Origin of the sequence: Streptomyces sp. NPDC004266, assembly GCF_042874095.1 — a bacterium.
Taxonomy (GTDB): Bacteria; Actinomycetota; Actinomycetes; order Streptomycetales; family Streptomycetaceae; genus Streptomyces.
Genome location: NZ_JBIAMM010000014.1, coordinates 60,121 through 82,200, shown reverse-complemented (window position 1 = coordinate 82,200; position 22,080 = coordinate 60,121). Strand labels below are relative to the sequence as shown.

The window sequence follows — 22,080 nt, the reverse complement described above, 5'->3', positions numbered from 1 at the left end:
CGAATGACGGCATCGACCCCGAACCCCGCGGACTCCGGCGCGGCGGCCTCGCGTGACGCGGCCCGCACGGCCAGACGCCTGACGGACGGAACCCTCCCGCGCACGTCCCCACCGGGCAGGGACCGCCCCCTGGCCGCCCCCGCACCGGACCGGGGACCGGCCGCGGAGCCGGGGGACCCGGCGGGAGCGGCGCCGAGCGGGACGGGGGAGCTCCCGACGGGACCCGACGCGGCGGGGGCCGTGTCCGGTACGGCACCGGTGACCCCGACGGGCACGCCGGGACCGCCCCCGGCGGGACCCGCACCCGACGCGACGGGACCTGGCGGGGCGGGGCCCGTGTCCGGGGCGGCGGGATCTGGTGAGGCGGGGCCCGTGTCCGGGGCGATGCCGGTGGCCCCGGCGGGTACGCCGGGCCCGACCCCGGTCGGGGCCGTTCCCGGTACGGCGCCGGGGGTGCCGGAGACGGCGGTTCCGGCGGGTCCCGCGTCCGTCTCGGGGCCGGTGGTTCCGGCGGCGGCGGTTTCCGCCGGGTCGGCGCCGGGCTCGGACGTCCCGGCTCCGGCCGGACCTGCGCCCGCCTCGGGGGCGGTGCTTTCCGGCGGCTCGGCGCCCGGGGCGGGGGCGGGGGCTCCGGCAGGACCCGCGCCCGCTTCGGGGGCGGCGGTCTCCACCGGGCTCGCGTCCGGCTCGGGGGCGGCGGTCTCCACCGGGCCCGTGCCGGACGAGGGCGCCTCGTCCCCGGCCCCGGCCGGCCCCGCGCCCGCCTCCGGGGTATCAGCCCCGCCCGGCCCCGCGCCCGCCTCCGGGACATCGGCCCCGGCCGGGCCCGTGTCCGCCTCCGGGACATCGGGCCCGCCCGGCCCCGCGTCCGTCTCCACGACCTCGGCCCCCGCCGGGCCCGTGCCCGGCTCCGGCCCCGCTCGGGTGGTTCCCGACATCACGTCGGGGCCCTCGGCCGGGCCCTCCTCCGGCGAAGGGCCTGCCGTCGCGAGCGGTCCCGCCCCCGACACGTCGGCGGCGCCCCCGGCTCCGGCCCCCGCGCCCCGAGCCTCCGCCGCCCCGGCCCCCGACCGCCCCGTCGAGAAGGCCGTCGAGAAGGCCGTCGACGAGAGCGGCGACGGCGACAAGGCCCCCGCCCCGGCCCCCGCTCCGGACCTCGCCCCCGCCCCCGCCGTGCTCGACCTCCGGCGGATCAGCGGGGCGCGGGTCGGCACCGTCGCGGTGCCCGTCGCCGCCGTGGTGCGGGTGGCGCGGCGGAAGAACGTGATCGGGACCGAGACCACCGGCTCCATTCCGGTGCACCTGCTCTTCCGGGAGGAGCCGGAGACCGCCGCCCCCGTCGCGGCGGGCGAGGGCGGAGGCCCCGACACGATCTCCAAGGCCGGCCCGGCCTCCCCGGCGGCGGGCCGCAGGCCCGCCATCCCGGCTCCGTCGAAGGTCCAGGCCGCCCCGGCCAAGCCGGATCCCGAGGCGAAGCCGCAGCCGCGCTCCACGCCGCGGTCCAAGGCCCCGGCCCGTCCGCGACCCGAGCGCGGGCCGAGGGTCGCCGCCTCGCGTCCCGCTCCCACCGCCGATCCCGCGCTCGTGGAACGCCCGGGGGCGGTGCTGCCCGGATGGGTCGGGGTGGTAGCCGGGGTGCTGGCGATCGCCTGGTGCGCGGGGGTCGTGTGGTGGGTCGGGGCGGTGCCCGCCGAGGCGGCGCGGATGCTGCGGCTGCCGACGCGCCCGTACCACGGCATCCCCCTCGGGCAGTGGGCCCTCCTGGCCCTGGGCGTGGTGCTCGCCCTGTTCTCGCTGGGCGGTCTCGGCCGTGGCCGGGTCGGTTACGCCTTGGTGCTGTCCCTGTTCGGCGACTACCGCGGCACGGTCCGCCGTACGGGCCTGGTGTGGGTCAGCCCGCTGCTGCTCCGCCGCCGGGTGGACGTCCGGCTGCGGCACTGGCGCAGCGAGCCGCTGTCGGCGGTGGACGCGAAGGGCACCGCGCTCGACGTGACCGTCCTGGTGGTGTGGCGGGTGCGGGACACGGTCCGGGCGGTGCTCGGGGTCGACGGCCACGAGGACTACCTGCGGGAGCAGGTGGAGGCGGCGATGGCCCGGGTGCTGTCGCAGCTTCCGGCGGACGCGTTCCACGAGGACGCCCCGACGCTGCGGGACGCGGAGGCGGTCGGCGAGGCCCTGACGCGGATGCTGTCGGCGGAGTGCGCGCCGGTCGGCGTGGACGTGTTCTCGGCGCAGCCGACGCGCATCGAGTACGCGCCGGAGGTGGCGGCGGCGATGCGCCGGCGCCGGATCGCGGCGATCGACGCGAAGCACCGGGACAGCGTGCTGACCTCGGTGGTGGACGCGGTGGACGACGTGGTCCACCGGCTGACCAGTCGTGGTCTCGTGGAGCTGGACGACTACGAGCGCAAGGCGCTGGTCAAGGACCTGACGGTGGCGTTCTACACGGGCAGGACGGGGCCGGTCGAGGGGGCGTGAGGGGGATGGACATGTCCGACGTCCGTCCATACCTTGGTACTTGGTCCAGACCAAAGAACGAGTGAAGCAGTACCGTACGCGCGCGCACGGCCCACCGGAACTCCCCCACGTTCTCCTGGAGCGACAGCATGCGCAAAAAGTCAGTCGGGGCGGCGGTGGTGGCGCTCGGCGTCGCCGGCGCCACCCTCCTGGGCACCGGCACCGCCGGCAGCCACGGCTACACCGACTCGCCGATCAGCCGTCAGAAGCTCTGCGCCAACGGCACCGTGACGAACTGCGGCCCCATCCAGTGGGAGCCGCAGTCGGTCGAGGGCCCGAAGGGCTTCCCCGCCGCCGGACCCGCCGACGGGAGGATCTGCTCCGCCGGGCTGTCGCAGTTCGCGCAGCTCGACGACCCGCGCGGCGGCGCCTGGCCCGCCACCCGGCTCACGGCGGGGCAGAGCCACAGCTTCCGCTGGCAGTTCACGGCCCGCCACCGCACCACCGACTTCAAGTACTACATCACCAGGAACGGCTGGGACCCGACGCAGAAGCTGACGCGGGCCGCGCTCGACCCCCAGCCGTTCCTGACCGTCCCCTACAACAACCAGCAGCCGCCGGCGACGCTCTCGCACTCCGGGACGATCCCGGCGGGCAAGACGGGCCGGCACCTGATCCTGGCGGTGTGGACGATCGCGGACACCGCGAACGCCTTCTACGCCTGCTCGGACGTCACGTTCTGACGGGCCTGTTCTGACGGTTCAGTTCTGATGGACCGTCAGTTACAGTCCGGCCCATGAGGAGCGCGGACACCGTCGCGGAGCTCGTACGGCGCCAGTGGGGCGACCACCGGACCGGCCTGAGGGACGAGCACCACACCCTCACCCACCACCAGGTCGCCGCCGGCGCCGCCGCGCGGGCCGCGCTGCTCGTGGACCTGATGCCACCCGCGCCGAGGGGTGAGCCACACCTCGGCGTCCTGCTCGACAACACGCCGGAGTACCCGCTCTGGCTCAGCGCGGCGGCCCTCGCGGGGGCCGCCGTCGCCGGGATCAACCCCACCCGGCGCGGCCCCGAGCTCGCCCGGGACATCCTCCACACCGAGTGCCGGGTCCTCGTCACCCAGCGCGCCCACCTGCCGCTCCTCGACGGGCTCGCCCTGCCGGGCCTGCGGATCCTGGTCACGGACACCGAGGCCTACCGGGAGCTCCTCGCCCCCTACGGGGACGCCCGGCCGGGAGACGCCACCCTCGGCCCCGTACGCCCCGACAGCCGCTTCCTGCTCTCCTTCACCTCCGGTTCGACGGGCGCGCCGAAGGCCGCCCTGTGCAGCCAGGGGCGCCTGGCCGCCGCGGGCTCCTCGCTCGTCGCCCACTTCTCCGTCGGCCCGGACGACGTCCACTACGTCTGCATGCCGATGTTCCACGGCAACGCCGTGATCGCCGACTGGGCGCCCGCGCTCGCCGCCGGGGCCGGGGTGGCGCTGCGGGCCCGCTTCTCGGCCTCCCGCTTCCTCCCCGACGTACGCCGCTTCGGCGCCACGTACTTCACCTACGTGGGCCGGGCCGTGCAGTACCTCCTCGCCACCCCGCCCGGCCCCGACGACCGCGCGCACCCGCTGCGGCTCGGCTTCGGCACGGAGGCGGGGGCGGTGGACGCGGCCCGCTTCCGGGAACGCTTCGGGGTCCCGCTGGTGGAGGGGTACGGCTCCTCGGAGGGCGGCGCGGCGATCCAGCGGACCCCGGACACGCCGACGGGCGCGATCGGCCGGGCGGCCCCCGGCGACGACCTGGCGGTCGTCGCCGCCGACACCGGCGAGGAATGCGCCCCCGCCCGCTTCTCGCCCACCGGCCGGCTCCTCAACGCCGCCGAGGCGGTCGGCGAGCTCGTCAACCGGGGCCGCACCCCCTTCGAGGGCTACTGGCGCAACCCCGAGGCGGAGGCGGCCCGGCTGCGCGGCGGCTGGTACTGGACCGGCGACCTCTTCTACCGGGACGCGGACGGCTTCCTCTACTTCGCGGGCCGTACGGACGACCGCCTGCGGGTCGACAGCGAGAACCTGGCCGCGGCGATGATCGAGAACATCCTCGCCCGCTGGGACCGGGCGGCGGGGGTCGCCGTCTACGCGATACCCGACCCCGTGACGGGCGACCAGGTCATGGCGGCGATGGCCCTGCGGCAGGGCGCGGACTTCGAGCCGGCGGCCTTCGCCGACTTCCTGGCCGCCCAGCCGGACCTGGGGACGAAGATGGCGCCGCGCTTCGTCCGCGTGATGCGGGAGCTGCCCCTCACGGCCACGAACAAGATCCACCGGGTGGCCCTCCGCCGGGCCGGCTTCCACTGCGAGGACCCGGTCTGGTGGCGCCCGACGCCCGGGGCCCCCTACGAGCCCCTGACCCCGGAGTCGACGGCGGCCCTCCACGCGGAGTACACCCGCCACGCCCGCACCCCGTCCGCCGGGCAGGACCAGCCCCGCACCCCGTCCGCCGGGTAGACCCAGCCCCACCCCCGTCACACCCCCCAGCCCCCTCGCCCCGCCCCGTCCCGGCGCCTACCGTGGCCGTTCATGGACCCCCGTACCCCCTGGCAGGCACTCACCCGCCCCCGTTTCCCCCTCGGGGGCTGGCCCTGGCGGGCCGGGGGATACCTCGCGAGCGGGGGGCTCGTCGGTGCCGCCGTCGGTGCCGTGCTCCTGGTGCTCGGGGTGTTCTCGTTGTTCCTCGTCGGGCTGCCGCTGCTCCTCCTCTCCGGGCTCGCCGTCGGCCGGGTCGAGCGCCTGCGGCTCCGCCTCGTCGACCTGGACCCCGTCCCCGACCCGCACCGGGTCCCCGCCGCACCCGGCCTGGCCGCCTGGTTCCGGACCCGGGTGACGGAGCAGGCCACCTGGCGGGAGCTCGCGTACGCCCTGCTGCTCGGCACCGTCCTGTGGCCGCTCGACCTCCTCGCCCTCGCCGTGGGCGCCGGCCTGCCCCTCGCCCTCCTCAGCGCGCCCCTCCGCCTCGCCGCGGACGGGTACGAGACCAAGGTCGTCAAGGCGTACCTGGTCACCTCCTATCCGGAGGCCCTCGCCGCCGCCCTCGTCGGCGCCGCCCTCCTCGTCGCCCTCGCCTACCCCCTCGCCGCCGTCGCCGGGGCGCGCGCCGCCCTCGCCCGCGCCCTGCTCACCCCGCGCGAGGCCGAGCGGCCGGGCGCGATCGGCGAGGTCATCGCCTCCCGGGCCCGGCTCGTCGACGCCTTCGAGGCCGAGCGGCGCCGCATCGAGCGGGACCTGCACGACGGGGCCCAGCAGCGCCTGGTCGCCCTCACCATGACCCTGGGCCTGTCCCGGCTCGACGCCCCGCCCGGCGGTCCGCTCGCCGAGCAGCTGGCGAAGGCCCACGCGGAGGCCGGTCGGGTGCTGACGGAGCTCCGCGAGCTGATCCACGGCATCCACCCGCAGGTCCTCGCCGACTACGGCCTCGGCCCGGCGCTCGCGGACGCCGCCGACCGCTCCGCCGTCCCCGTCGACGTCGGAGCCGACGTCTCCGCCCTGCCCCGGCTGCCCGTCGCCGTCGAGAGCGCCGCGTACTTCGCCGGCTGCGAGGCCCTCGCCAACATCGGCAAGCACAGCGGCGCCGGCCGGGCGCGGATCACCGCCCGGCACGCCGGCGGGGTCCTGCGGCTCGACGTCGAGGACGACGGGCGCGGCGGCGCGGACCCGGCCCGGGGCTCCGGCCTCACCGGACTCGCCGACCGGATCGCCGTCCTCGATGGCACACTGACGATCACGAGCCCGCCGGGCGGGCCGACCCTCCTGAGAGTGGAGATCCCGTGTCCCGCACCGCCGACAGGCTCCGCGTCGTCCTCGCCGAGGACAGCGTCCTCCTCCGGGAGGGGCTGATCGGGCTCCTGGCCCGGTTCGGCCACGAGGTCGTCGCCGCCGTCGGTGACGCCGACGCGCTCCGCGACGCGGTCGCCGCCCACGAGCCCGACATCGTCGTGACCGACGTCCGGATGCCGCCCGGTTTCCAGGACGAGGGCCTGCGCGCGGCGGTCGCGCTCCGCGCCGAGCGGCCGGCCCTGCCGGTCCTGGTCCTCAGCCAGTACGTGCAGCGCAGCTACGCCGCCGATCTCCTCGACGCGGGCGACGGCACCGGCGTCGGCTACCTCCTGAAGGACCGGGTCGGGCAGGTGGAGGAGTTCGCGGACGCCCTGGCCCGGGTCGCGGCCGGCGGCACGGTCGTCGACCCGGAGGTCGTACGGCAGCTGCTGCGCCGGCACCGGGATCCGCTGGAGGCGCTGACCCCGCGCGAGCGCGAGGTCCTGGGGCTCGTCGCGGAGGGCCGTTCCAACGGTTCGATCGCCCGCCGTCTGGTCGTGACCGAGGCCGCGGTCGGCAAGCACATCGGCAACATCCTGGCGAAGCTGGACCTGCCGCCGGCCGAGGACAGCCACCGCCGGGTCCTCGCCGTCCTCACGTACCTCCGGGCATGACCCCGGAGGGAGCCGCCGGGCGGGCCTCCCGGCATGACGAGAAGGCCCCCTCACCGGAGTGAGGGGGCCTTCTCTGTCTGTGCGCCGCCAGGGACTCGAACCCCGGACCCGCTGATTAAGAGTCAGCTGCTCTAACCAACTGAGCTAGCGGCGCCTGCTGACAGAGAAAATACTACCTGGTCCCGAGGGGTGCTTCCGACCACCCCGCGGGACCAGGCCGGTCCGAGCCCTCAGATCGCCAGCGAGAGGACCACCGGGGCGGCCCTGCGGTTGAGCGTGTCCGCCGCCGCGCGCAGCCGGTGGGCGTGCTCGATCGGCAGGGAGAGGGCCAGGCAGCCCACGGCCGAGCCCGCCGTCAGCGGGACGGCCGCGCAGACGGTGCCCACCGCGTACTCCTGGAGGTCGAGCACGGGGACGGTGGCCGGCTGGCTGTCGAGCTTGGAGAAGAGGATCCGCTCGCTGGTGATCGTCCGGGAGGTCAGCCGGGCGATCTTGTGCCGGGAGAGGTGGTCCCGGCGCCCGTTCTGGTCGAGCTGGGTGAGCAGGCACTTGCCGACCGCGCTGGCGTGCGCGGCCGAGCGGAAGTCCACCCACTCGTTGACCTTGGGCGTGCGCGGGCCGTCGGCGAACTGGGTGATCTTCACCTCGCCGTCGATGTACCGGCTGATGTAGACCGCCGCGCCGACGGAGTCCCGGAGCTCGGTCAGGGTCTCCTGGAGCTTGGCCTCCAGGGCTTCGCGGCGGGTCAGGCCGGAGCCGAGGAGGACGAGGGAGTCCCCGATCACGTACGCGCCGTCGGCGACCTGCTCGACGTACCCCTCGCGGCGGAGCATGAGGAGCAGTGAGGACAGGTGGGCGACGGGCAGGCCGGTCTCGCGCGCGATCTGGACGTCTGTCACTCCGCCACCGTGCCGTGAGACCGTCTCGAGGACGCGCAGGGCGTATTGCACCGAGTGGAACGGCGCGGTGGGCTCGGGCTTCAGCGCCACGGTTTCCCCCTACCAGGTTGTGACCGCAAGCTTTCGTACCACGATAACCGCCAAGGGCCCTTTACGGGGCGGCTGTTGGCGAGAATGATGCGGCGCACCGGGCCCCTGGGCTGGGACGCGACACCCTGGCATATGCCCACGTCATGAGTGGTGCGCAGAGCCTCAGGTCAGGGCCGTGGGGGGCGCCGCCGGCGTCGGTGTTCGGCCATCGGCGCGCGGCAGAAATTTTCCGCACGCGAGGGGACGGAATAAGCGGAGACACCCTCCTGTTGTCGTTCCGATGTATCCGCATGTGTGCCGAGGAGGGTCCCCACAGTGACCGACGCCGTTCGAGGAGAGGCGCGGGGCAGCGCGCCCGTGCCGCTGTCCGTGCTGGACCTGGTGACCGTCGGCAGCGGGCGGACCGCGACCCAGGCGCTCGCCACGAGCGTCGAGCTGAGCCGGCTCGCCGAGCGGCGCGGCTTCCACCGGCACTGGGTGGCCGAGCACCACTCCATGCCCGGGGTCGCCTCCTCCTCCCCGGCCGTGATCCTCGCCCACCTCGCCGCCCACACCCGGCGCATCCGGCTCGGCTCGGGCGGCGTCATGCTGCCCAACCACGCCCCGCTCGTCGTCGCCGAGCAGTTCGGCACGCTGGAGGCCCTCGCCCCGGGCCGGATCGACCTCGGCCTCGGCCGCGCGCCCGGCACCGACGGGGCCACGGCCGCCGCCCTGCGCCGCAGCGCCACCCTGAACGAAGGGGCGGACGACTTCCCGGAGCAGCTGGCCGAGCTGACCCGCTTCCTGGACGACGACTTCCCGGACGGTCACCGGTACGCCCGGATCCACGCCGTGCCGGGGCCGGTGCAGGGCCCGAAGGGGCGCCCGCCGATCTGGCTGCTCGGCTCCTCCGGCTTCAGCGCCCGCCTCGCCGGGGTGCTCGGACTGCCCTTCGCCTTCGCCCACCACTTCTCGGCCAGGAACACGATCCCGGCGCTCGACCTCTACCGGGACTCCTTCCGGCCCTCGGAGGTCCTCGACGCCCCGTACGCGATGATCGGCGTCTCGGCCTTCGCCGCGGAGGAGGCGGCCCGGGCCCGTCGCCAGGTCCTCGCCGGCGCGCTCGCGATGCTGCGGCTGCGCACCGGCCGGCCGGGTCTGGTGCCGACGCCGGAGGAGGCGGAGGCGTACGGATTCAGCCCCGCCGAGCGGGAGTTCGTCGACGGCTGGCTCGCGAACGTCGTGTACGGCACGCCGGACGAGGTGCGCGTCGGCCTGGACGACCTGCGGAAGCGGACGGGCGCGGACGAGCTGATGATCACGGCCAACGGGCACGGCGGCGCGGAGCGGGTGCGGAGCTACGAGCTGATCGCCGACGCGTACGAACTGCCGGAGCTGCCGGAGGCCTAGAGGGCCCGGTGTCGGAGGCGCAGGGGCCCGGGGGCCGAAAATCCCGGGCCGTTGGTTCAGCGTCGAACGAACCGCGCGCTTGCCCTAAGTGAACCTTAAACCGCTCGTCACCGATGGTGGCGGGCGGTTTCCTTTTGTGCTTCACCCCTCTGACAAGGGCTTTCTCCATCGAATTGGTCTAGTCCTCAATCTGGTTCAGACCATTGACGCGCTGTTCACGCGGCGGATATCACTGCTCCAACTTCCGTACCGCCACCCCCTCCCGGAGGCAGCACGTGCACCCCCGTAAGCCCTTGATCGCCGCGCTCCTCAGCTCGGCCCTCGCCGCCGGCGCCCTCGCCGCCACGGCGGGACTCGGCTCCGCCCAGGCCGCCGAGACCGGCACCACCGCCTCCACGGGAGGCGTGAAAATCGCGTACTACGACCAGTGGAGCGTCTACGGGAACGCCTTCTACCCGAAGCACCTCGACGAGCGGGGGATCGCGGCGGGCCTGGACGTCATCAACTACTCGTTCGGGAACATCCACCCGACCGACCTCACCTGTTTCGAGGCCAACAAGGCCGCGGGCGACGACAACAACCCCAACGCGGGCGACGGCGCCGGCGACTCGTACGCCGACTACCAGAAGTCCTTCTCGGCCGCGGACAGCGTCGACGGCGTCGCCGACAAGTGGGACCAGCCGATCGTGGGCGTCTTCAACCAGTTCAAGGAGCTGAAGGCGAAGCACCCCAAGCTGAAGATCAACATCTCGATCGGCGGCTGGAGCTACTCCAAGTGGTTCTCGGACGCGGCCAGGACCGACGCGAGCCGCAAGAAGTTCGTCGCCTCCTGCATCAAGCAGTACATCCAGGGCGACCTGCCCGTCGAGGGGGGCTACGGCGGCCCCGGCACCGCGGCCGGCATCTTCGACGGCATCGACATCGACTGGGAGTACCCCGGCTCGGCCGACGGCCACCTCGGCAACCACTACGCCCCCGAGGACAAGCAGAACTTCACGCTCCTCCTCGCCGAGTTCCGCAAGCAGCTCGACGAGTACGGCGCGGCCCACGGCGGCAAGAAGTACCTCCTGACCGCCGCGCTCCCGGCCGGCCAGGACAAGATCAAGAACATCGAGACGGACAAGATCGGCGCGTACCTCGACTACGCGAACATCATGACGTACGACATGCACGGCGCCTGGGACGGCGACGGGCCCACGTACCACCAGTCCCCGCTCCGCTCCGGGACCAACGACCCGACCGACGTCATCAAGCCGGGCACCGAGAAGTACTCGATCGAGAACGCCATCGACTCCTGGATCGACGGCAAGCCCGCCTACGGCATCACCGGCGGCTTCCCGGCGAACAAGCTGACCCTCGGCTACGAGTTCTACTACCGCGGCTGGAAGGGCGTCCCGGCCGGGACCACCAACGGCCTCGCGCAGCCCGCGACCGGCGGCTCCGGCGCCCGTCCGCTGAGCCAGGCGGCCGGCATCGCGTACTACAAGGAGCTCGGCGGCATCGTCGACAACCCGTCGACCACCTTCTGGGACGACCAGGCCAAGTCCGCGTACTTCTACAAGGACGGCGAGTTCTTCACCGGCCTGGACAAGCGCACCATCCAGGCGCGCGCCGACTACGCCCACAACCGCGGCCTGGCCGGCGCGATGATGTACTCGCTCCTCGGCCTCGACGCCAACGCGACCCTCTTCAAGGACATCGTGACGGCGGTCGGCTCGTCCCCGACGACCCCCACCACCCCGCCCACGACCCCGCCGACGACGCCGCCCACCACCCCGCCGACCACCACGCCGCCCACCACCCCGCCGACGACGCCGCCCGCGGGCTGCACCGCCCCGGCGTACGTGGCCGGCCAGGTCTACACCGGCGGCTCGCTCGTCTCCCACAAGGGCCGCACCTGGAAGGCCCAGTGGTGGACCCAGAACGAGGAGCCGGGCACGACCGGCGAGTGGGGCGTCTGGAAGGACCAGGGCGCCTGCTGATCCCGCCCGCCGCATGAACCACTGCCCCCGCCCGGAATGTCCCTCCGGCCGGGGGCAGTTCCATGCCCGGTCCCGTACGGGGTCAGACCGGCAGCGGCTCGGTGCCGATCAGCTCGGCGATGCGCTCCGGGGTCACCGCCCGCGAGTACAGCCAGCCCTGCCCGGTGTCGCAGCCGATCCGGCGCAGCCGGCTGGCCTGCCCGGCCGTCTCGACGCACTCCGCGGTCACGGTGAGGCCGAGCCGGTGCGCCAGGTGCACGAGCGCCTCGACGATCAGCTCGTCCGCCGGGTTGGCGTGCTCCTCGTCCTGGAAGCCCCGGACGAAGGAGCCGTCCAGCTTGAGCACGGAGACCGGCAGCCGGCTCAGATAGGCGAGGTTCGAGTAGCCGGTGCCGAAGTCGTCGATCGCGATCCGCACCCCCATGTCGCTCAGCGCCTGGAGGGCCTGGAGCGGCCGGCCGTTCGAGCCCATCACCGCGGACTCGGTCAGCTCCAGCTGGAGCAGGTGCGGTGCGAGACCGGTCTCCGCGAGGATGCCGGCCACGTCCGCGACCAGGTCGGAGTCCCAGACCTGGCGGACGGCCACGTTGACGCTGACGAAGAGGGGGCGTTCGCGCGGATGGTCCTTCTGCCACTGCCGGGCCTGGCGGCAGGCGGTGCCGAGCACCCACCGTCCCAGCTCCACGATGGAGCCGTCCTCCTCGGCGATCCCGATGAACCGATTCGGCGCGAGCGAGCCGAACTGCGGGTGGTTCCAGCGCACCAGCGCCTCCACCCCGCGCACCGCCCCGTCGGCCAGATCCACCAGCGGCTGGTACTCCAGGGCGAACTCCCCGCGCTCCACGGCGGGCCGCAGGGTGGAGGAGAGCGACTGCCGGGTCATGCGGTGGGCGTTGCGCTCCGGGTCGAAGAGCGTCCAGCGGGCCTTGCCGTCCGCCTTCGCCCAGTACAGCGTGGTGTCCGCGGCCTGCATCAGGGCGGTCGCCGTCGTCCCGGGCGCCGCGCGCTCGACCACGCCGATCGAGGCGGAGACCGAGAGTCGCTGGCCGCCCAGGTCGAAGGGGTGCTGCAGCGCGTCGAGCACCGAGCGCGCCAGGTCCGCCAGTTGTTCCGTGCCGGTGGAGTCCTCGACCAGGATCGCGAACTCGTCGCCGCCGAGCCGCGCCACGAGGTGGCCGCCGTTGCGGGTGTAGCCGTCGCTGTCCGCGCACTCCGTCAGCCGGGTGGCGACGGCGGCCAGGAGCCGGTCGCCGACCCGGTGGCCGAGGGTGTCGTTGACCGCCTTGAAGCCGTCCAGGTCCAGATAGCAGAGACCGATCCGCCCTGTTCTGCCATAGCCGTACGACTCGTATGACTCGTGCGACTCATGTGACCGGGGGGCGTCCTGGAGGTCGTGCCGTGCGCGGGCCTCGGCGGCCGCGGCGTCCTGGGCGGCGGCCTCCAGGGCCGCCGAGAGGCGCTCGAAGAACAGCGCGCGGTTGGGCAGCCGGGTCACCGGGTCGTGCATCTGGAGGTGGCGCAGCCGGGCGTGGAGCTCGCGCCGCTCGCTGATGTCCGCGATCGACAGCAGGACGCGCCGGCTGTCGGGCACGGGGGCGACGGTGACCTCGGCCCACAGCGAGCGCCCGTCGGCGTGCTTGAGGCGGCGGGTGCAGCGGAAGCGGGAGCGGCGGCCGCCGAGCACCTCGCGGTAGGCGTGCCAGGTGCGGCCGTCGGAGGCGAGGTCGACGAGGTCGGCCGCGGCCTGCTCGCGGAGCGCCGCGGGCTCGGTGCCGAGGAGGGTGCCCAGGGAGTCGTTGGCGGCGACGACGACGCCGTCCTCGTCGACCACGGCCATGGCGAGCTGGGCGACCCGGAAGGCGGCGCGGTAGTCGCGGAGTTCGGCCGCCCGGCGCGCGAGGTGACGCTCCGTGAGTGCGGGTTCGGCCGCGTGTGTCTCCGCCGGCTCTGGGTGCACCGGTCCTTCGGGGGTTCCGCTCACCGCTCGCTCCCGTGTGCAGTCGGGCCGGTCACATGTGGTCGGGATGGTCGGCCAAGGAAGAGTGAGCCGATCATAGAGCCAGCCGGGGGAGCGTTCCAGCTCCCGGGCGTCCGCGAGGGGCCTCCGGCCCTGTGAGGCTGCCCACCGGACCGACCCGCGCGATCGTTTCTGCGCGGGTCTGACACGGGCCGTCGAGGACATGACCGAATGTGACTTTCCGTGAGCTGAAGCGCGCTCGTGTCGCGTCGACCTCATGGCGCGCCCTCACCCGACCGGGGCAGCGGAAACGTGCGAAACGCCGCAAATCGTCACAAGGTGGGTGGGGTGTCCCGCATTCCCGATCCGGAGGTCCACGTGAGGGCTCAGCAGCCACCCGGGGGAGTGGAACGCCCACGGCTGCGTGCCGGCGCGGCGGCCTTCACCGCGCTCGCCGCCCTGGCCGCCACGGGGCTCGTCGCGGGCCCCGCCGTCGGCGCGTCCTCGGCGAGCCCCTGCGCCCTGCCCCGTACCGCCGCCCACCACTCGCTCGGCCTCGACACCTGGAACGGCTCCTACTCCCGGCCGAACCAGGACCTCGACGCGGTCATGATCTTCCTGTCCTTCCCGGACTCCGCACCGCTCACCGAACCGGCCGAACTCGCCGCCGACCACTTCCCCGCCACCAGCGAGTACTTCGCCCGCGCCTCCTACGGACGCTTCGACCTGCGCCCCCACCCCCGGCCCTCCTGGACCCCGATGCCGCACGCGTCGGAGGAGTACGACATACGGCGGGACTGGGACGCCGGGAAGCGGGCCGCCTACCTCCGCGACGCGATCGCCGCCGCCGACAAGGACGTCGACTTCTCGCGGTACGACGTCGTCTACCTGGTCGCCGACCCGGACGCGCCCGGCGTGGACTCCGACGCGACCAAGGTCGTCAACCTGGAGCACCCGCTGGAGGCCGACGGCACCGAGATCAAGCGGGTGGTCACCGTCTTCGAGCGGCACCCGCCCGACCGCAACGTCCTCGCCCACGAGACCGGCCACGTCTTCGACCTGCCCGACCTCTACCACCGGCCGGTGGACGGCAAGGGCGACTGGGACACCCATGTGGGTGACTGGGACGTCATGGGCAGCCAGTTCGGACTCTCCCCGGACCTCTTCGGCTGGCACAAGTGGAAGCTGGGCTGGCTCTCCCGCGCCCAGATCACCTGCGTCCAGGGAGCCGGCTCCCGGCTGGTCAGCCTGGAGCCGGTCGACGCCCCGCCCCCGGCCGGCGGCACCCTCGGCACCCGGCTCGCCGTCGTCCGCACCGGCCCCGACAGCGTCCTGGCGATCGAGGCCCGGAGCAGCGCCGGGAACGACGCCGACACCTGCACCGAGGGCGTGCTCGTCTACCGGGTCCGCAGCGACGCGGCCTCCGGCGACGGCCCGGTCGAGGTCGTGGACGCGCATCCGGCCACCCAGGCGTGCGTGGACCGCTCCGTCTACCCGCCGCTCGCGGACGCCCCCCTGGAGGAGGGCGAGACCCTGACCGTGCCCGGGACCGGGGTCCGCGTCGAGGTCACCGACCGCACCGAGGCGGGCGTCTGGACGGTGAAGATCACCCCTCCCCGAGGGGCGTGACCCGGAAGACGAAGAAGCCCCCCGCTTCCGCGAGGGGCTTCTCCTGTCTGTGCGCCGCCAGGGACTCGAACCCCGGACCCGCTGATTAAGAGTCAGCTGCTCTAACCAACTGAGCTAGCGGCGCCTGCTGACGTCGTAGACATTAGCATCCGGATCGGCGGGAGGAAAAATCGATACCCGCACGTCGGCGGCGGAGGCCGCCCGGACGGCCCGCACGCAGGCCCAGAGCACGACCTCGGGGCCGGGCAGCCACGGGTGCCGGCTGTCCGGGGCCACCAGCCAGCGGGGCCCGGCGGAGTCGGACGGCACGAGGGCCGGCACGGTCACCGCGTCCCCCCGTCCGTGACAGAGCGGCCGGGGGACCGCCTCGCCCCACTCCTCCCAGTCGAGCAGGGCCGGCAGCCGCTGGGCCGTCCCCGGCGCGGCGAAGATCATCATCCGGCCCCGGTGCGTCGCGACGGGACCCGAGCCCGGGCCCTCCTCCCACAGCCGGTCCAGCATCCGGCGGCCGAAGACCGGGTCCACGTTGACGACGTCGAAGACCGTCCCGCAGGGGAGCGCCGCCGGGGAGGCGGGGCGGGACTCCCAGCGGGTGAGCGCGGCGCCCTCGCGGCCCCCGGCGGCCGAGGCGAGCCAGGCGGCCCCGTCGGCGGTCACCCGGGCCGTCTGGTGCCGTCCCTCGTCGCCCTGCCGGAGGAACCGGAAGATGTCGTGCGGGGTATCGTCGCGCAGCCAGGTCGTCATGGATCCAGGTCTACCCGGTGTGATCACCCGATTGCCGAGGGTTCCCGGAATCCCGGACAGGAGGGGTGGGGGAGGAGTATCGTGCCCCCTCGGCATATGCCAGGGGTGGTTTTTCGGTCAGTCGTACGCCTCCGAGCCAGGCGGGCGCGCCACCGACCCGCGCCGGTGCGCCACCGAGCCGCGCCGGTGCGCCACCGAGCCGCCGATTCGCGCCGGTACGCACGCCCGGCGCCCCTATGCGCGCCCCCGCACACGTGCGTCCGCCCCGCGCGCACGGGCCCGCCCCGGCGCCCGGGGCGCCCGCCCGGTCCTCCGCTGCCGGCCGGGTGGCGCTCAGTCCTCCGTCGGCTGTCCGTTCGTCCGGATCAGGTCGCGGCCGAATTCGATCATCTTCCGGGCGTAGTCCTCGGTCCACGCCGCCCGCTCGGCGACGTCCGCCGCCGTCAGCCGGTCGAACCGGCGCGGATCCGCCAGCTGCGCGGCCGCGATCGCCTGGAACTCGGTCGCCCGGTCCGTCGCCGCCCGGAACGCGAGCGTCAGCTCCGTCGCCCGGGACAGCAGCTCGCGGGGGTCCTCTATCGACTCCAGGTCGAAGAAGTGCTCCGGGTCGGCGGTCGCCTCGGCAGGCTCGAAGATCAGCGGTGCCGGCCGAAGCCGCCGCTGTGCGCTCCGCTCCGCGGGTTCCGCCATCGTCCTTCTCCTCCTCGCACAGGCACGGCCCGGACTCCCGGGCCGTCTTCCATTGTCTCGCGTCCCGCAAGAGCGCGAACCTTTGCCCGTACGCCCCCGCGGCCCCTCCGAGCCCCCGTTTCGACCCGTGCGGGACGGGTCACGGCGTCCAGGTCGCCCGCTGTTCCTCCGGGTGGGAGAGGACCGCCTCGGAGACGGTGGGCGTCGCCCGAGCCGCGGCGGAGTCCAACTCCGCCGTCGCCGCGAACGGTTCGCGACCGGCCGCTTCCGTGTGCGTGTCGCCGGGCCGGTGTTGTACGCGCTCGGTGAGCACGGGGCCGGGCGCGGCCGGCTCGCCACCGTCCGAACTCCTCCCGTTCCGGACTCATTGACGCATTCAACTTCCTTTGAGGCATTTGCCTCTTGACGTCACGAGGATGCGAGGAGAATCGTGGAAGGTGAGCCTGCGATTCGTCATAGCCAGGTGATGCCCCATGCAAGCAGCCCTTCGCAAACGCGCCGCCCTGAGCGTGTGCGGCTTCGCGCTCTGCGGGGCCCTCGCCGCACCGGCGGCCATGGAAGTGGTGTCGGTCGTCACCGACACCCAACAGACCCACGTCGACGCCGTGAGGAAGAAGCCGAAGAAGCCGCCGAGGCACTAGGAGGTCCAGGTCGGACGACCGGCTGAGCGGCAAGGACGGAGCCGCGCCGGTACCGGCGGCGCGCCGTGGAGGCAGGACGCGCGGGGCAGGTGCTCCGCGGCGCCCGAGCCTCCTCGACGCCCGCCTCACGGCGTCCAGGCCACCCGGTGTTCCTCCAGGTGGGAGAGGACCGCGTGGTTCGCCTCCCAGCCGTCGGGGAACGAGACCGCGACCCCCAGCCGCACCGGATCCGTCGACGGGTGCTCGTCGAGGAGCTCCGCCATGCCCGCCCGGCAGACCACGACGCACGCGTGCCGGTGCCGGGAGGCCAGCACGCACAGCCGGCCCGTCTCCAGGTGGAAGGCGGTCGCGTCCGGGCGGCCCGACAGCGGGTGCAGGACGACCGTCACGTCGTACTCACGGCCCTGGAGCCGGTTCGCGGTGTCCACCGTCACGCCCGTCACACCGAGGTCCGCGAGCGCCGCCCGGACCGCCGCCGCCTGGTCGCGGTGGGCGGTGCCGACGGCGATCCGGTCCGGGGTGAGCGGGACCGGGGTCTCCGAGCGCTCCGAGACCGCCGCACCGCCCCGGTCCAGGAGCCGGCGCACGACCAGGGCGATCGCGCCGACCGCCTCGGGGTCGGCGCGGGGAGTGTGCCGGGCCGGGAGTTCGAGCAGGCCCCAGCCGGACTCGGCGGCCTCGTCGAGGACCCGGTCGGGACCGGAACCGTCCGAGGGCACCCCGAAGGAGAGGCTCCGGTCCCCGTGCCCGGTGCCGCTGCGGAACGGCGTGTACGGGTAGAAGGCGTCCGACACCAGCGGCGCCGCCGTGGCCGGCAGCCGCCAGGAGACCGGCAGCCGGTGCTGCGGCAGCTCCGGGTTGTGCGCGAGCAGCGTGGAGACGGCACTCGCCGACGGGTCGTACGTGAGCCCCGCCCACTGCTCCGCGCCCACCACCGAGAACGGGTCGAGCTGCCCGGGGTCGCCCACGAACAGCGCCCGCTCGAAGAGGCCCGCCACGGCGAGCAGCGCGTCCGAGCGCATCTGGTACGCCTCGTCGACGATCGCGTGCGCCCACGGCTCGACGTTCTTCACGTGCCCCCACTTGGCGGCCGTGGACAGGACGACCGGCAGCCCGGCCAGCTCGCCCGCCTTCGCCGACTTCCGTACGTTCGCCAGGTCGTCGAGCGCCTTGTCGTACGGGTCGGAGTCGCTGGAGTGCAGCCGGCCGACCTCCAAATCCGGCTCCTTCTCCGCGAGCCGCAGCACCAGATCGTCCACCTGCGCGTTCGTCTGGGCGACCACCATCAGGGGGCGCCCGGCGGCGGCCAGCTCCAGGGCGGCCCGGACCACGAGCGTCGACTTCCCGGCGCCCGGCGGGGAGTCGACGACGACGCCCCGCGCGGTGCCGTGCAGGGTGTCCGCCAGGATGGCGGAGGTCGCGCGGGCGGCCTCGGCGGACGGGTCGAACACGGTCACGGCAGGTCCTCGGGGATCACGGCGTCGAACAGGGGCACAGCACGTCCTTCGGAGTCGGGGTCACAGCACGTCTTCCGGGGTCACGGCGTCGGGCGGTTCCACGGCGTCCGTCCGGGGCGGGCCGCCGTGCGTCCAGGGCGTCTCCTCCGGGTCCGGCAGCTTCGGACCGACCCGCTGGTCGTGCTCGAACAGCGTCCAGGCGATCCGCTCGCCCTTCTCCGGCACCGAGCCCTCCGCGGGCTCCCTGGACCGGCCCATCCGGTCCAGGATCCGCAGGAGCAGCGAGCCGTCCTCCTCGTACCGCACGAACTCCGCCGTCTGCGGCTTGCCGTCCAGCGAGCGGTACACCCTCGCCTTCTCGCCCAGGTGCGGCCGGTCGTCCGTGCGGACCGTGACGAGCGGGCGCGGCGCGGGCCGCTTCGACTCCGTCCACGCCATCGTCACCTCGACCACCTCGGCCGTGAACGCCTCGCCCGCGAGCCGCCGCCCCGCCAGGACCAGGGGGTCGTCGAGGGCCTCCTGCGCCTCCAGCTGGCCCTGGGCCTGCTCGCGGGCGGCGAGCTTCGAGGCGGCCGTCACGGCGTCGTCCCGGCGCGGCTGCGGCGGCTCGCCGGCCGCGATCCGGTCCCGGTGGCCGGTGAAGGACCAGCGGTCGCGGGTCCAGCGGTCCTCGACCCTGGCGCCCTCCGGCAGCTCCCGCAGCAGCTCGACCGCCCGCCAGACCGCGTCCCAGGTCGGCTTCAGCTGCGAGGCGATCAGCCGGCGCAGCTCCCGCTCGGCCCCGTGCAGTGCGGCGAGGCCCGTGTCGGCGCTCTCGCCGTCCTCGGCCGCGCCGAGCGACTGCCGGGCCCGGTCGTACCGCTCGATCGCGGGTGCCAGGAGCTTGTTGTCGAAGGCCGGGTCGGTCGCGGGACCGGCCGGCGGGCAGAGCAGCTGCCCCTGGGCGTCCCGGCCGACCTCGGCCCGCAGCGCCCCCTCCGGGCCCGACTCCCCGTCCCGCGGGGCGATCCAGGCGAGCAGCGCGCCCAGGTGCTGGTCCTCCAGGGACGACTGGCCGGTCGCCCAGTGCCGGTTGAGCAGGTCCGTCGCCGCGAGGAGCAGCGAGGAGCCGGGCACCCGGGCCCGCTCGCCGAAGTGCGTCAGCCACCGGCCGAGCAGCGGCACCCGCGGCGGCGCCGGGAACGGCGTCTCCGGGTCCTGCTCGGCCGTCCGCCGGAACCGCGTCGACCGCCCGAGCAGCCGCACGTACTCGATGCCCGCCCGGCTCGGCACGATCAGCTGCGGCGCGTCGGCGCACAGCTCGACCTCGACCTTCACCTTCTTGCCGGTCTCCGGGTCGACCTCGTTCCGCTCCGCCGCCTCCACGACGTCCGTGAACGAGTCGACGTACGGCAGGATCTCCTCGGCCAGGTCCGCGAGGAACGCGAACCGCAGGTCGCGGTCCCGGGGTTGCGGCACCACCAGGAGCCGCGGCTCCTCGGGGTCGGTGCCGACCAGCGCGCCCAGCGGGGCGCCCGCCTCACCGGCCGTCGTCAGCGGCACCAGGACCAACGGCCGCGCGGACAGCCGCCGGTGCCGGACCGTGGCGAGCGGCTGCGCCCGGCCCGACTCGACGGCCTCCATCCGGGCGAGCGTGGAGATCAGCGACATGCCGCCACCCCCGCCAGGGCCTCGTCGCGCAGGGCCCGCGCCCGGCGCAGCGCCGCCACCGCCGGGTCCTCCGGGTCGCCCTCCTCGCCGCGCGCCGCCGCCAGGACCGCCCCGACCGTCGTCAGACCGCCCAACTCCCCCCGTACGGAACGGCCCAGGGTCTCCACCGCGCCCGCCTCCCGGGCGCGCGCCCGGCAGTGGAAGGCCAGCTCGCAGGCGGCCAGGCACTCCGGCGCGTACTGATGGGGGACGCACTCCACGGCCGCCGTCAGCTCCTCCGGGGTCCGCTCCACCACGTCGAAGCTGATGCCCTCCGGCAGGGCCCGCGCGATCTCGTCGATCCGGGTCAGCCGGGCCAGCTGACGCCGGGTCACCGAGCGCTGCTTGCGCACGTCGACCACCGAGGCCGTCGGCACGTTCGAGAAGTCCTTCGGGCAGACGAGGAGCACCGACTGCGCGACCCGCGCGCCCTCCGTGCGGGCCGCCACCCGCTCCAGCGCCAGCACGTACACGGCGGCCTGACGGGCCGCCGCGCCCACCTTCGCCGCGTCGGCCGAACCGTCGATCATCGGGAACGACTTGATCTCCACCACCGTCCACCCGCCGTCGGGGCGCACCACCACCGCGTCCGGCTCCAGGTAGACGGGGGAACCGGCGACCTCGAGGGCGAGCAGCGGATGGTCCAGAAGCGCCCAGGCCCCGGCAGCGGTCGCCTCCCGCAGTGCGAGCGCCGTGCGCGCCACCCGCCCCTCGGGCCCGGCCGCCGCCAGGTCGGGCACGGACACCTCGCCCGGCTCCTCCACGCCGATCAGACGCAGCAGTTCGCGCCCGCCGTCCGCCTTGACCTTCGCCTCGAAGGAGTTGCCCCGCACGATCGCGAACTGCGACTGGCCGAACGGCGCCGGCGAGCCGAGCTTCGCGGCCAGCGCCGACTTGTCGACGCCGGCGCCGTCGAGGACGGCCCGCCGCCGGCAGCCCGGGTTGGCCGCGAGCGCCGCGAGGGCTCGGGCGTCCAGCGGACGCGGCACGACGGCCGGTCCGCGCAGCTCAGCCAGTAGTTGCCGAGGAGGTGTCGTCCGCGGTGCTCGGGACGGACCGCTGTCCGGGGATGCGCTCACCCGCGGAAGTCTCCCATCCGCCACTGACAACCGGGAGCGCTTCCGCCCTCCCGCCGATCCGGTCGGCGAGCCGCAGCGCGTACGGGGCGAGCAGCAGACCCGCGCCCATCACGGCCGCACCGGCGACCGCGTCGAGCAGGTAGTGGTTGGCGGTGCCCATCACGACCACCGTCGTGACCAGCGGATACGCCACCCCGAGGGCCTTCGTGAGCGGCGTCCGCCCGTACCGCCACAGCATCACCCCGCACCACAGCGCCCAGCCGACGTGCAGGCTGGGCATCGCCGCGTACTGGTTCGTCAGACCGCCGAGCCCGCGCGGCGCGCTGGCCTCGCCGCCCCACCAGCCGTACGCGCTGAAGTGCGCCATCGTGTCCGTGAAGCCGTGGGCGGCGTCGAGGAGCCGGGGCGGGCAGGTCGGCAGCAGCGTGAAGCCGACGAGGCCGAGCAGGGTGGAGAGCATCAGCCAGGTGCGGGCGGCCCGGTAGTGCGCGGGGCGGCGGCGGAAGAGCCACACCAGGACCGCCGGGGTCACCAGGTAGTGCAGCGAGGCGTACGCGAAGTCCGCCGGGACCCCGAGCGCGGGGACGTCCGTGAACAGCCGGTTCAGCGGGTGCTCGGCGTCGATCCCGAGGCCCTCCTCGAACCGCAGGACCGCGAGCCCGTGCGCCACGGCCGAGGCCTCGTCGCCCTTCACCAGGAGCCGCCCGCCCGAATAGGCCGCGTACACGACGGCGACCAGGGACAGCTCCGCCCACCAGCGTGGCTTGCGCATGAACGAGTCCCCCAGTCGGTGATCGGCCCGGGGGAGGGGACGCGAGGAGGCCCCGGCGGGTTGCCCGGGCGCCACCGCGCGTTCACGTCGGCGATGATGGGAGGAGGCACGTCCGCACCGTGAACCCCTGGA

The 22,080-nt window shown here is 74.5% G+C and carries 17 protein-coding genes and 2 tRNA genes; 9 read left to right on the top strand and 10 right to left on the bottom strand.

Annotated elements, in window-relative coordinates:
- The first annotated feature begins 924 nt into the window (after nucleotides 1–924).
- From ACFYUZ_RS29360 to ACFYUZ_RS29340, 5 genes are all read left to right on the top strand, one after another.
- A complete protein-coding gene (locus ACFYUZ_RS29360) occupies nucleotides 925–2,478 on the top strand; it encodes an SPFH domain-containing protein (protein ID WP_389314246.1) in 1,554 nt (517 codons plus the stop codon).
- A gap of 128 nt (nucleotides 2,479–2,606) precedes the next feature.
- Nucleotides 2,607–3,200, top strand: coding sequence for a lytic polysaccharide monooxygenase (locus ACFYUZ_RS29355; protein WP_389314244.1), 594 nt, complete (start codon nucleotides 2,607–2,609; stop codon nucleotides 3,198–3,200).
- A 53-nt stretch (nucleotides 3,201–3,253) separates the two neighbouring features.
- Nucleotides 3,254–4,951 carry an AMP-binding protein gene (locus ACFYUZ_RS29350; RefSeq protein WP_389314242.1) on the top strand — a complete coding sequence of 566 codons (1,698 nt, stop codon included), beginning with the start codon at nucleotides 3,254–3,256 and terminating at the stop codon, nucleotides 4,949–4,951.
- Between the two features lie 72 nt (nucleotides 4,952–5,023).
- Nucleotides 5,024–6,337, top strand: coding sequence for a sensor domain-containing protein (locus tag ACFYUZ_RS29345; protein WP_389314240.1), 1,314 nt, complete (start codon nucleotides 5,024–5,026; stop codon nucleotides 6,335–6,337).
- Complete coding sequence (locus tag ACFYUZ_RS29340; protein WP_389314238.1) at nucleotides 6,268–6,930, top strand: response regulator; 663 nt, start codon at nucleotides 6,268–6,270, stop codon at nucleotides 6,928–6,930. Before ACFYUZ_RS29345 ends, ACFYUZ_RS29340 begins: the two co-directional genes overlap by 70 nt.
- Nucleotides 6,931–7,010: 80 nt before the next feature.
- Here the strand turns inward: ACFYUZ_RS29340 and ACFYUZ_RS29335 are convergent.
- A tRNA-Lys gene (locus ACFYUZ_RS29335) sits at nucleotides 7,011–7,084 on the bottom strand.
- A 76-nt stretch (nucleotides 7,085–7,160) separates the two neighbouring features.
- On the bottom strand, nucleotides 7,161–7,919 hold the full coding sequence (locus ACFYUZ_RS29330; RefSeq protein WP_017237127.1) for an IclR family transcriptional regulator: 759 nt from the start codon (nucleotides 7,917–7,919) through the stop codon (nucleotides 7,161–7,163).
- Between the two features lie 315 nt (nucleotides 7,920–8,234).
- On the opposite strand from ACFYUZ_RS29330, the gene ACFYUZ_RS29325 reads away from it, so the two are divergent.
- Together ACFYUZ_RS29325 and ACFYUZ_RS29320 are read left to right on the top strand one after the other, a co-directional pair.
- Entirely contained in the window at nucleotides 8,235–9,308 is a 1,074-nt protein-coding gene (locus ACFYUZ_RS29325; RefSeq protein WP_389314236.1) for an LLM class flavin-dependent oxidoreductase, read from the top strand.
- 275 nt (nucleotides 9,309–9,583) lie between these two features.
- Nucleotides 9,584–11,290, top strand: a complete 1,707-nt coding sequence (locus tag ACFYUZ_RS29320; protein WP_389314234.1) for a glycosyl hydrolase family 18 protein — start codon at nucleotides 9,584–9,586, stop codon at nucleotides 11,288–11,290.
- An 82-nt stretch (nucleotides 11,291–11,372) separates the two neighbouring features.
- Here the strand turns inward: ACFYUZ_RS29320 and ACFYUZ_RS29315 are convergent, their stop codons facing one another.
- Nucleotides 11,373–13,271: a putative bifunctional diguanylate cyclase/phosphodiesterase gene (locus ACFYUZ_RS29315; protein WP_389314232.1), complete on the bottom strand. Its 1,899-nt coding sequence runs from the start codon at nucleotides 13,269–13,271 to the stop codon at nucleotides 11,373–11,375.
- A 354-nt stretch (nucleotides 13,272–13,625) separates the two neighbouring features.
- Between ACFYUZ_RS29315 and ACFYUZ_RS29310 the strand changes: the two genes are divergently transcribed.
- Nucleotides 13,626–14,876 carry a M6 family metalloprotease domain-containing protein gene (locus ACFYUZ_RS29310; protein WP_389314504.1) on the top strand — a complete coding sequence of 417 codons (1,251 nt, stop codon included), beginning with the start codon at nucleotides 13,626–13,628 and terminating at the stop codon, nucleotides 14,874–14,876.
- A 50-nt stretch (nucleotides 14,877–14,926) separates the two neighbouring features.
- Here the strand turns inward: ACFYUZ_RS29310 and ACFYUZ_RS29305 are convergent.
- The 3 genes from ACFYUZ_RS29305 to ACFYUZ_RS29295 form a co-directional block, all read right to left on the bottom strand.
- A tRNA-Lys gene (locus ACFYUZ_RS29305) sits at nucleotides 14,927–15,000 on the bottom strand.
- Nucleotides 14,991–15,620, bottom strand: coding sequence for a hypothetical protein (locus tag ACFYUZ_RS29300; RefSeq protein ID WP_389314230.1), 630 nt, complete (start codon nucleotides 15,618–15,620; stop codon nucleotides 14,991–14,993). The genes ACFYUZ_RS29305 and ACFYUZ_RS29300 overlap by 10 nt, the downstream gene beginning before the upstream one ends.
- Nucleotides 15,621–15,953: 333 nt before the next feature.
- Nucleotides 15,954–16,310 carry a hypothetical protein gene (locus ACFYUZ_RS29295; protein WP_030693847.1) on the bottom strand — a complete coding sequence of 119 codons (357 nt, stop codon included), beginning with the start codon at nucleotides 16,308–16,310 and terminating at the stop codon, nucleotides 15,954–15,956.
- 473 nt (nucleotides 16,311–16,783) lie between these two features.
- Between ACFYUZ_RS29295 and ACFYUZ_RS29290 the strand changes: the two genes are divergently transcribed.
- Nucleotides 16,784–16,951 carry a hypothetical protein gene (locus ACFYUZ_RS29290; protein WP_185094555.1) on the top strand — a complete coding sequence of 56 codons (168 nt, stop codon included), beginning with the start codon at nucleotides 16,784–16,786 and terminating at the stop codon, nucleotides 16,949–16,951.
- A gap of 125 nt (nucleotides 16,952–17,076) precedes the next feature.
- On the opposite strand, the gene ACFYUZ_RS29285 is transcribed toward ACFYUZ_RS29290, so the two are convergent.
- Genes ACFYUZ_RS29285 through ACFYUZ_RS29270 form a run of 4 tightly spaced genes read right to left on the bottom strand, consistent with a single transcriptional unit; the run spans nucleotide 17,077 to nucleotide 21,948 of the window.
- A complete protein-coding gene (locus tag ACFYUZ_RS29285) occupies nucleotides 17,077–18,408 on the bottom strand; it encodes an AAA family ATPase (RefSeq protein WP_389314228.1) in 1,332 nt (443 codons plus the stop codon).
- A gap of 60 nt (nucleotides 18,409–18,468) precedes the next feature.
- On the bottom strand, nucleotides 18,469–20,058 hold the full coding sequence (locus tag ACFYUZ_RS29280; protein WP_389314226.1) for a hypothetical protein: 1,590 nt from the start codon (nucleotides 20,056–20,058) through the stop codon (nucleotides 18,469–18,471).
- Nucleotides 20,049–21,176: a hypothetical protein gene (locus ACFYUZ_RS29275; RefSeq protein WP_389314224.1), complete on the bottom strand. Its 1,128-nt coding sequence runs from the start codon at nucleotides 21,174–21,176 to the stop codon at nucleotides 20,049–20,051. Before ACFYUZ_RS29275 ends, ACFYUZ_RS29280 begins: the two co-directional genes overlap by 10 nt.
- Entirely contained in the window at nucleotides 21,106–21,948 is an 843-nt protein-coding gene (locus ACFYUZ_RS29270; protein ID WP_389314223.1) for a phosphatase PAP2 family protein, read from the bottom strand. Before ACFYUZ_RS29270 ends, ACFYUZ_RS29275 begins: the two co-directional genes overlap by 71 nt.
- Nucleotides 21,949–22,080: the final 132 nt, after the last annotated feature.